Origin of the sequence: Brevundimonas sp. (assembly GCF_046295595.1) — a bacterium.
Classification (GTDB): Bacteria; Pseudomonadota; Alphaproteobacteria; order Caulobacterales; family Caulobacteraceae; genus Brevundimonas.
Map to the genome: position 1 here is coordinate 1 of NZ_JBKBMX010000034.1, position 10,212 is coordinate 10,212.

The following is a 10,212-nucleotide window of genomic DNA, read 5'->3' on the forward strand; positions in this document are numbered from 1 at the left end:
GTGCTGCTGGGCGAGCCGATAGAGCACGGGAAACAAGGCCGGTGGGAGTTCGACATCATGCGCCGAGGCGGGGTCGCCGCAATACAGGCAGACGCCGCTCCTCAGGCATTTCAGCAGCCACCCGTCATAGCGGGCGCGCACCTCGGCGAAGGGCCGGCGCAACGCCGTCAGCGCCGGCCTCCAACAAAGGCTTCGAAGGCTGAGACCTCCTCTGCCGAACCCAGGGCGATGGGGACTCGCTGGTGGAGTTCGGACGGCTTGATCGCGGTGATCGCTGTCCGGCCATCCGTCGATCGTCCACCGGCCTGCTCAACAAGCCATCCTGCCGGCGAGCATTCGTACAGAAGCCTCAGCTTGCCGGCGGCGTGTCCTGGCCTGCAATCCGCCGGGTAGATGAAGATGCCCCCTCGTACGAGGATACGGTGGACGTCCGCCACCATCGCGCCGCTCCAGCGCATGTTCCGATCTTCGCCCAACGGTCCCTCGGCTCCCGCTTCACAGGCCTCGATGTAGGACCGGACACCCTGGTCCCAGTACCGGCGATGGGCTGCGTTGATGGCGTACTCCGCGCTCCGGGCGGGAACGCGCATGTCTGGATGGGTGAGCCACCACACGCCTTCGACGCGGTCGAGGGTGAAGCCCGCCACGCCCGATCCCCAACCGAGGACCAGCAGTGTCTGGGCTCCATAGAGCGCATAGCCCGCGGCCGCCTGCCGGGACCCAGGCTGCAGAAACTCTTGCTCGCGCACCGGTCCGCCGACGTCGTCTTCGGATCGCGGCAGGATCGAGAAGATCGAACCGACCGGCGCGGACACCTCGATATTGCTCGAGCCGTCGAGCGGATCGAAGACCAGCAGGTAGGGTGCATCCTGGCGGTCATCACGCGTCCAGTGATGGTCCATTTCCTCGGAGGCAAGCCCAGCGAACGCGGTTGATTCTCCGCACCCGGACAGAAAAATGTCGTTGGCGATGACGTCCAGCGCCTTCTGGGTCTCGCCCTGGATATTGGCTTGGTCGAGAGCGCCCATGTGCCCGGTCAGCGGCGCCGTCTCAATCCGCCGATCAATGTCGCGGCAGGCTTCGGCGACGCTCAGCAGGCCATGGCGAAGCAGGGAAGGCAAATGCGGGGCCTGGTCGAGGTATGCGTCGAGGGTTGAACGGTCTGGCAAGAGGCCTCCGGCGCCGGTCCTTGGGGACTATCCAAACTGTGCTGGCCGCCTCGGGCCCGCTGACGGCGCAGGTATAACCGAACGCAGCCTTGTTCAGACTGATGTCCCCTTATCTGGGATTTTCGGACAGGATTTTAAGCCCGACAATGCCGGCGATGATCAGCATGAAGCAAATCAGGCGAGGCAGACTACGGTCTTCACCAAGGGCCACGACGCCATAGATGGCGGTGCCTACCGCGCCGATTCCGACCCAAACGGCATAGGCTGTCCCGATCGGTATCGTCCGCGTGGCCAGCGACAGCAGATACATGCTTGCCGCGATGAATGAGACGCAGAGGACGCTGGGCCCGACTTTCGTAAACCCCTCGGTCCTCGGAATAATCGCCGCATATACGATCTCGGCGGCCCCAGCCAGAACAAGAAAAATCCATCCCATTGTACCGCCCGGGAGGAGGGCGTGCGCCCGGACATCAGAGACTAAGGCTCATTGGAGCGGCATCAAGACACCCGGCTCGCACAGGGGCGACGAAGGCCATGGCGTGTTAGCCTGACGGAATGCGATATCTCCCACTGCTGCTGGTTTCCCTGGCGAGCATCGGCTTCGCTCTGCTGAGCATCTTCGATCTCATACCTGTTCGATGGCCGCTTCTGATCCTGATCCCTATGATGTTGCTCGGCGTCTGGGATTTGGTTCAGAGCCGTCACACCCTCCGCCGAACCTACCCCCTGATCGCGCACTTCCGGTGGTTCTTCGAATGGATTCGCCCGTACATGCGGGCTTACCTTCTCGACAGCGACACGGAGGGCCGTCCCTTCAGTCATCGGCAGAGGGCGCTGGTCTACCGGCGGGCCAAGGGAGAGGACGGCGTCAACGCCTTCGGCACCCAGCTCGACGTCAACCAACCGGGCCACGAATGGATCAACCACTCGGTCACGCCGCATGAAGGCATAGACGCCGGGTTCCGCGTCCTGATCGGCGGCGACTGCGCGAAGCCTTACAGCGCGTCAATCCTCAACATCTCCGCCCTCAGCTTCGGGTCACTGGGCGGGAATGCGATCGAGGCCCTCAACCTCGGCGCCAAGGCCGGCGGCTTTTATCATGACACCGGCGAAGGCGGCATTTCGGACCACCACCTGAGGCACGGCGGCGATCTCGTCTGGGAAATCGGCACCGGATATTTCGGCTGTCGCACCGGGGACGGCCGATTTGACGCGGCCGAGTTTGAGCGCAAGGCCGCGCTTGAGCAGGTCAGGATGATCGAGGTGAAGCTCAGCCAAGGGGCGAAGCCGGGCCAAGGCGGCCTACTGCCGGGCTCGAAAGTCAATGACGCCATCGCCCGGGCGCGCGGCGTGCCGGTCGGCGAAACCGTTCACTCGCCGGCGCGGCACAGCGCTTTCTCGACCCCGCGCGAGATGCTCGAATGGCTGGCGGAGTTGCGACGGCTGTCCGGCGGCAAGCCAGTCGGCTTCAAACTCTGCATCGGCCATCGCTGGGAGTTCCTGGCGATCGTCAAGGCGATGCTTGAAACAGGCGTCACGCCCGACTTCATCGTCATAGACGGGGCGGAGGGCGGCACCGGCGCGGCGCCCAGCGAACTGTCTGACCATGTCGGGACGCCACTGCGGGAAGGCCTCGTCTTCGTGGTGAACGCGCTGGTCGGGGCGAATTTGCGCGACCGGATCCGGATCGGCGTCGCCGGAAAGATCTTCGACGGTCATACCATGGCCGCGGCCCTGTCGCTGGGCGCCGACTGGTGCAACTCGGCGCGGGCCTTCATGTTCGCGCTCGGCTGCGTCCAGACCCGGAAATGCCACACCGACGCGTGCCCCACCGGTGTCGCCACCCAGAACCCGTGGCGCGAGGCGGGTCTGGTGGTTGGCCAAAAGGGCCCCCGCGTCATGTCGTTTCACAGGGAGACGGTGAGCGCTCTGGCGGACTATGTCGCGGCGGCCGGGCTGGCTCATCCCTCACAACTTCGCCCCGAGCACCTGCGGGTCCGTCACGGCAGCGGCGAAGTGCGCAGCGCTGACATGATCTATCGCTACCTGGCGCCCGGCGCCCTGCTGTCCGATGGAGCCCCGGACGACTACGCCCGCTGGTGGGCTATGGCGGATGCCGACAGCTTCCTTCCGCGGGAGCGGCAGATGCCAGTGGCGGGCTAGTATCGACGTCCCGCGACGCCTGAGATCCTCGGTCGCAGGCAGCCGCGCCTCCAGGCTGCGTCGATCAATCGCCAGCAAGGCAGTCGAGGGCGCGCCCGCGCCGGGCTCTGGTCCGCACCCGGGACTGGCCACAACCCCAGCCGTCCGGAGCCCGGATGATCGAAAACTTGCAACCAATTGGAGACGGTTCCGTACACAAAGAGCGCTGATACCGGGGAGCGGTGGTTAGGCAATCCTCAGAACGGAGACAGGGTCATGGTGGCGGACGCTGCACAATCCAGGAATGCTGATCGCCACGGCTGGCGTTGGCTCTATCTTGGCCTCGCGACCGTCACCGGCGTTCTGGGACTGATCATGACGGTGCTGGGCGGTTGGCTGATCGCCTTGGGCGGGTCCTTCTACTATCTCCTCGCCGGCCTGCTTCTCATGGCGGGCGCCGGACTGGCCTGGCGCGGCCGCGACCGTCTCGCCCTTCTGCTATTCGGGGGGACGCTGCTCGCGACCGTGGTCTGGTCCCTCATAGAGATCGGCGGAAAGGGTTGGCTTCCGGCATGGGGCATCGATCTGGCCGGCCGCGTCGGGCTGCTCGCCGCCCTTGTGGCGGGCGTGGGACTGTCGTGGTTGATGTGGCGCGCGCCCCCGCGCTCAACGCCGCGCCGCGCGGCTCTGGCCGGGGTGGCTGTCACCTTCGTCGCCCTCGGGGTGGTCCTGTTTGTCAGTTGGGAACGGACCGAGGGACCGGGCGAACAGGCGCTCGCGGCGAACGGCCTCCCTCCGGTCGGCGGCGGCGCCCAGGACGCCGGCGCGGACTGGACGGCCTATGGCGGGACCAACGGCGGGCGGCGCTATTCGACCCTCAGTCAGGTCTCGATCTCCAACGTGAGCGAGTTGGAGGAAGCCTGGACCTTCCAGAGCGGGGACCTGAACCCGAGCGAGGGCCGGGTCTTCTATTCGTCCCAGAACACGCCGATCAAGGTCGGCGACTTTCTCTACACCTGCACCCCGACCAGCAAGGTTTTCGCCCTCGACCCGGGGACTGGTGAGGTGCGCTGGAGCCACGATCCGCGGGTCCCCGCCAGCACCATGGAATCCCTGTTCACCGCGGCCTGCCGCGCGGTCGCCTATCACGACGACGGCGCCCCCGCCGGACAGCCGAATGCGATCTCCAGGATGCCGGCGGTCCCCGGAGCGATCGGCCCGGTGCCCCGTGGCGGAAGCCAGTGCCACCGCCGAATCTTCGTCGCCACGGCCGATGGACGCCTTATCGCCCTGGATGCGGTCGGCGGCTTCCCGTGCCGCGAGTTCGGTCAGGACGGCGTGGTCGACATGACCGCCGGCATGGGCCTGCGCGAAAAGGGCTTCGCCTCCAATACCTCGGGGGCGACCGTGGCGGGCGGACTGCTGATCCTCGGCCAGCAGGTCAGCGACAATCAGAGACGGGATGCGCCGTCCGGCGTGGTCCGGGCCTATGACGCGCGCACTGGCGAACTGCGCTGGGCCTGGGATGCGCTGCGCCCGGATGCGCAGGCCGCGCTTGCGCCGGGGGAGATCTATCCTCGCGGCACGCCCAACGTCTGGAACATCATATCCGCGGATGAAGCGCTGGGTTTGGCCTTCCTCGCCACCGGCAACGCCGCGGCCGACCAGTGGGGCGGGAACCGGACGGCTGAAGAAGACCGCTTTACGGACGCCGTGGTCGCCGTCGACCTGCAGACCGGGGCCACGCGCTGGGTTTACAGCACCGTCACCCACGACCTGTGGGACTATGACCTTGGCGCTCAGCCCATGCTCGTCGACGTCATGATCGACGGCGCGCTGCGCCGGGCCGTGATGCAGGCCAGCAAGACCGGCAACATGTTCCTGCTGGACGCCGGCACGGGTGAAACCCTTCGGCCGATCGAACAGCGCCCCGCGCCGCAGGGAGCGCCTCCGGGCGACCGGGTGGCGCCGACCCAGCCCCAATCCGTCTTCTTCCCCAACATCGGCGGCGTGCCGGGTCGCAATCCCGAGCGCATCGACGCGCGACATGCTTTCGGACTGACCCCCATAGACGCCGCCCTGTGCCGGATCAGTTTCCACCGCCAGCGCTATGAAGGCATGTTCACCCCTCCGACGGAGAATGAGGCTGGCATGCTGTTGTTCCCCGGGACGGTCGGCGGCATGAACTGGGGCGGACTCGGCTATGACCCGCAGCGGCGTCTGATCATCGCCAACAACTCCCGTCTGCCAAACCTCGTCGTCCTGCATCCGCGGGAAGAGGTCGACGACAAGGCCGTCGGTTCGGGCGGGGCCCGGCCCGACCAGACGGTCGCCCCTCACTCGGGCACGCCCTATGGCGTGACCCGGCCGATCTGGTGGTCGGCGCTCAAGGTGCCCTGCATCGCCCCGCCGTGGGGCTATATCTCCGCGACCAGCATCGACACCGGCAAGGTCGTCTGGTCCAGACCCCTGGGCACCGGCTTTGACTCCGGACCGCTGGGCATTCCCACCTTCCTCAAGATCGCCACGGGTACGCCCAACCTCGGCGGACCTCTGGTGACGGCGGGCGGCCTGACGTTCATCGGCGCGGCCCAGGATGATTTTCTGCGGGCGTTCGAGACCTCCACAGGCCGTCTTCTGTGGGAAGCCCGCCTGCCCGCCGGAGCCCAGGCCGGTCCGATGACCTATGAGCATCAGGGCCGGCAGTACGTCGCCGTTACAGCTACCGGCCACGCCCGGTTCGAGACCACGCCGGGCGACTATCTGAGGGTTTACGCCCTGCCCGAATGAACGCCGGGGCGGAGCCCGTCCCCACCGCCATCCGTCGCCGGGACGCCTGCGGAGGTCGTCGCGCCGTGGGCCAGCCCGCCTTCTTCGGCCAACTGCCCGTCTTGGCGAAGCGCCGAGGTCGACTTATATATGCGGCGACGACGCACGTCGTCTTCCCCAACAATCTGGGGTGACCACCCATCACCACGCCAGACGTGAGCCAGGCTCGCGCGGCGTGACGACCGTCAGCGGTCGGGATGCGTTGTCGCCGCCGGCGCCCGCTCAGCAGCGGCTGCGTCCGTCGTGTCGGAGAGCGACATGACCAACCTTGTCCGGATTGGGCCCGAGAAGTCACCCTCGGCCCCCACGTCGCTCCACGAGGCGCGGCTTGAGGCGGTGCTCCGCCACCTCGCGCTCAGCGGCGCACGCCGCATCGCCGATCTCGGATGCGGACGCGGCGCGCTGCTCGACCGCCTGGCTGATCGGACGGCCGTGACCGAGGCCGTGGCGGTCGACCTTGATGCACCGCCGCTCGAAGCGATCCGGGCGCGTTTTGAGGGCGACGATCAGCTCGTGGTGGAGACCGTCCAGGGTTCGCTGATGGATGGTCGCCTTCAGCTCGGGCCGCTGGATTCGGCGGTGCTGCTTGAGGTGATCGAACACATCCAGCCGGACGAATTGTCGAAACTCGAGATCGCCGTCTTCCGCGCATGGCGGCCGCCCCAAGTTATCATCACCACGCCGAATGCCGACGCCAATGACTATCTCGGGGTTCCGCAAGGCCGGCGACGGCACTGGGACCACCGATTTGAATGGGGTCGGGCGCGGTTCCAGCGATGGGCGTCGGGCGTTGCGGCGCGTTCCGGCTACCGGGTCGATTTCGAGGGCGTCGGCTGGGAACACCCCACCTACGGAGCCCCGACGCAGCTGGCGGCGTTCACCGCATGAGACTGGAGAGAAAAGAGTTGAAACTCGAAGACAAGCTGGACGACCACGCCTTTAGAACCCTCGCGGCCCTGGCGGCCGGAGAGAAAGGCTTCTATCCGGTTCTGAGTCGTCGCTCGACGGCGCGGGCCAGACAGGCGGGCTGGACCACGCCCCAGGGCGTTCTGACAGCGCAGGGCCAGGCGGTGTTTCTGGCCGAACAGGCGCGGCGCGCCCACGGCTAGAGAACGAGCCGGAATAACGCCGCTTACTTCGCACTTGCGAAGATCGGGCGAGGGGGTTATGGGGGCCGCGCGTGTGCTGCTGGCCCCCGGGCCCAGTCTAATCGCGGTGTTTCAAACGCTTCAAGCGCACCGCTGCACGCACCACAAGTTTACATCGTTGGAAGCCCCGCAGGATCGCGGCGGCGCGTCGCGCTCTGCGCGCGGGAGACATATGCATGAACCTGCCAGCCATCGACCTGGCCACCGTCCGCCAGAACTGGTTTGGAAACCTCAAAGGTGACTCGCTCGCCGGCATCGTCGTCGCGCTGGCGCTGATTCCCGAAGCCATCGCCTTTTCGATCATCGCCGGCGTCGATCCTGCTGTGGGGCTATATGCGTCGTTTGTGGTGTGCGTCGTTATCGCTTTCGCGGGCGGACGTCCCGGCATGATTTCGGCGGCGACTGGCGCGATGGCGCTGTTGATGATCACACTCGTGCGCGAGCACGGCCTCCAGTATCTGCTGGCGGCCACGATCCTGACCGGCATCCTGCAGATCATCGCCGGCTATATCCGGCTCGGCGCCCTGATGCGGTTCGTCTCGAAATCGGTGGTGACCGGCTTCGTCAACGCCCTGGCGATCCTGATCTTCCTCGCCCAGTTGCCGGAGCTGACCAATGTCGGCTGGGAGACCTACGCCATGGTCGCCGGCGGCCTGGCGATCATCTACATCCTGCCGCGCCTGACCAAGGCGATCCCGTCGCCCCTCGTCGCCATCGTGGTCCTGACGGCCCTGTCGATGGTGATGGGACTGGATGTTCGGAACGTCGGCGACATGGGCCAGCTTCCCGCGACCCTGCCGATGTTCCTGATCCCGGACATCCCGCTGAACCTCGAAACCCTGATGATCATCTTCCCCTATTCGCTGACGCTGATGATGGTGGGTCTGCTCGAGTCGCTGATGACCGCGACCATCGTCGACGAGCTGACCGACACCCCGTCCGACAAGAACCGCGAGTGTAAAGGACAGGGCGTGGCCAACATCGCCTCCGGCTTCTTCGGCGGCATGGCGGCCTGCGCCATGATCGGCCAGTCGGTGATCAACATCAAATCCGGGGGTCGGGGACGCATGTCGACCCTGCTGGCGGGGCTGTTCCTGCTGTTCATGATCCTCGTTCTGGGCGAGTGGGTGGCCCAGATCCCGATGGCCGCCCTGGTGGCGGTGATGTTCATGGTCGCGATCGGCACCTTCAACTGGGGCTCGGTCAAGAACCTGGTCCAGCACCCGAAGAGCTCCAGCTTCGTCATGCTGGCGACGGTCGTGGTGACTGTTTTCACCCACGACCTGGCCAAGGGCGTTTTCACCGGCGTGCTGCTGTCGGGCATCTTCTTCGCCCAGAAGGTCGCGCGGATCGTGGCGGTCCAGTCGACCGCGGCCGAGGATGGCCGCAGCCGCGAGTACACGGTGCTGGGTCAGATCTTCTTCGCCTCGGCGGACGGCTTCGTGGGCGCCTTCGACTTCAAGGAAGCGATCGACCACGTTCGGATCGACGTTTCCCGGGCCCACTTCTGGGACGTGTCGGCCATCTCGGCGCTCGACAAGGTCATCCTGAAATTCCGCCGCGAAGGCACCGTGGTCGAGGTCGACGGCCTCAACGAGGCCAGCCGGACCATGGTCGACAAGTTCGCCATGCACGACAAGCCCGGCGCCATGGACAGCCTGATGGGCCACTGAAATCCCGGCACGGACGACAAGCATCGCTTTGAAGGAGAAATAATATGCAAGAGGCAAGAGCAGGCGTCGCCGCCGGAACGGTGGGGTGGGCTGTGAGCCAGTTGCTCGGCCGGGTGATCGCCCGGGGGAACCTGACCGTCCACGGGTTGTCGGCCAACGACGCCCCTGTCGCCTTCGGCGACGGCGTCGGTCCCCGGGCGACGATCCGCCTTACGCCCGACGCCGCCAGCCGCATCGCCGCCGATCCCGAGCTTGCGGTTGGCGAATGCTATATGGACGGGTCCCTGGCCCTCGAGGAGGGAAGCGTCCGCGACCTGCTCGAGATCATCTTCCTCAATCCCGAGTCCCACGCCTACGTCCAGGAACGCATCGCCGCGCTGGGCCTCGGCGTCATCCGGAAACTGCACCGGAAAAACAGCCGCAAGGCCGCCAGGGCCAACGTCGCCCACCACTACGACCTGTCGCGGGAGCTATATGAACTGTTCCTGGACGCGGACCTTCAATACAGCTGCGCCTATTATGCGCGGCCAGGCATGTCGCTCGAGGCGGCGCAACGCGCCAAAAAGACCCATATCATCGCCAAAATGCTGCTCGAACCGGGCCAGACGGTCCTGGACATCGGCTGCGGCTGGGGCGGGATGGCTCGCCAGATCGCCGAGACCGCGCCGGTCAAGGTCACGGGCGTCACCCTGTCGCCGGAACAGCTGGCCGTCGCCGGGGAACGCGCTGTTCCCGGCACGCAGTTCCGGCTGCAGGATTATCGCGACGTCACCGAGCGGTTCGACCGCATCGTCTCCGTGGGCATGTTCGAGCACGTCGGCTTGACCCACTACGACGAGTTTTTCGCGACCATCGCCCGGATGTTGAACGACGACGGCGTGGCCCTGATCCATTCGATCGGCCGCAAGGACGGGCCGAGCGTCAATAACCCGTGGATCGAGAAGTACATCTTCCCGGGCGGCTATATCCCGTCCCTGTCCGAGGTCCTGCCGGCGATCGAAAAGGCCGGTCTTTGGGTCACCGACATCGAAATCCTGCGGCTTCACTACGCCGAGACCCTGAAAGACTGGAACGATCGTTTCCAGTCCCAACGCGAGGCCGTCGCGGCGCTCTATGACGAACGTTTCTGCCGGATGTGGGAGTTCTACCTCGCCGCCAGCGAGATGTCGTTCCGCCACCAGGGCCATATGAATTTCCAGATCCAGTTGGCCAAGCGCGTGGACACGGTCCCGCTGACCCGTGACTATATCA

General features: G+C 66.1%; 8 protein-coding genes. 6 read left to right on the top strand and 2 right to left on the bottom strand.

What is annotated here, in order from left to right; translation table 11 throughout:
* Positions 1–167 precede the first annotated feature (167 nt).
* Both ACK4JY_RS14680 and ACK4JY_RS14685 read right to left on the bottom strand, forming a co-directional pair.
* The gene (locus ACK4JY_RS14680) at positions 168–1,169 is read right to left on the bottom strand and encodes a class 1 fructose-bisphosphatase (protein ID WP_409606850.1); all 1,002 of its coding nucleotides are present in this window, start codon (positions 1,167–1,169) and stop codon (positions 168–170) included.
* Positions 1,170–1,278: 109 nt separating this feature from the next.
* Positions 1,279–1,605 (bottom strand): DMT family transporter, encoded by a 327-nt coding sequence (locus ACK4JY_RS14685; RefSeq protein WP_409606851.1) that lies wholly within the window; start codon positions 1,603–1,605, stop codon positions 1,279–1,281.
* Between the two features lie 119 nt (positions 1,606–1,724).
* Here ACK4JY_RS14685 and ACK4JY_RS14690 point away from each other — a divergent pair, with 119 nt between their 5' ends.
* From ACK4JY_RS14690 to ACK4JY_RS14715, 6 genes are all read left to right on the top strand, one after another.
* Positions 1,725–3,332 carry an FMN-binding glutamate synthase family protein gene (locus tag ACK4JY_RS14690; RefSeq protein ID WP_409606852.1) on the top strand — a complete coding sequence of 536 codons (1,608 nt, stop codon included), beginning with the start codon at positions 1,725–1,727 and terminating at the stop codon, positions 3,330–3,332.
* A 255-nt stretch (positions 3,333–3,587) separates the two neighbouring features.
* Complete coding sequence (locus ACK4JY_RS14695) at positions 3,588–6,101, top strand: membrane-bound PQQ-dependent dehydrogenase, glucose/quinate/shikimate family (RefSeq protein WP_409606853.1); 2,514 nt, start codon at positions 3,588–3,590, stop codon at positions 6,099–6,101.
* A 297-nt stretch (positions 6,102–6,398) separates the two neighbouring features.
* A complete protein-coding gene (locus ACK4JY_RS14700) occupies positions 6,399–7,028 on the top strand; it encodes a methyltransferase domain-containing protein (protein WP_409606854.1) in 630 nt (209 codons plus the stop codon).
* A 17-nt stretch (positions 7,029–7,045) separates the two neighbouring features.
* Positions 7,046–7,249 carry a hypothetical protein gene (locus ACK4JY_RS14705; RefSeq protein WP_409606855.1) on the top strand — a complete coding sequence of 68 codons (204 nt, stop codon included), beginning with the start codon at positions 7,046–7,048 and terminating at the stop codon, positions 7,247–7,249.
* Between the two features lie 215 nt (positions 7,250–7,464).
* Positions 7,465–8,961: a SulP family inorganic anion transporter gene (locus ACK4JY_RS14710; RefSeq protein ID WP_409606856.1), complete on the top strand. Its 1,497-nt coding sequence runs from the start codon at positions 7,465–7,467 to the stop codon at positions 8,959–8,961.
* Between the two features lie 92 nt (positions 8,962–9,053).
* Positions 9,054–10,212, top strand: a 1,159-nt coding sequence (locus tag ACK4JY_RS14715; RefSeq protein WP_409606857.1) for a class I SAM-dependent methyltransferase, incomplete at its 3' end; no start/stop codon positions are given.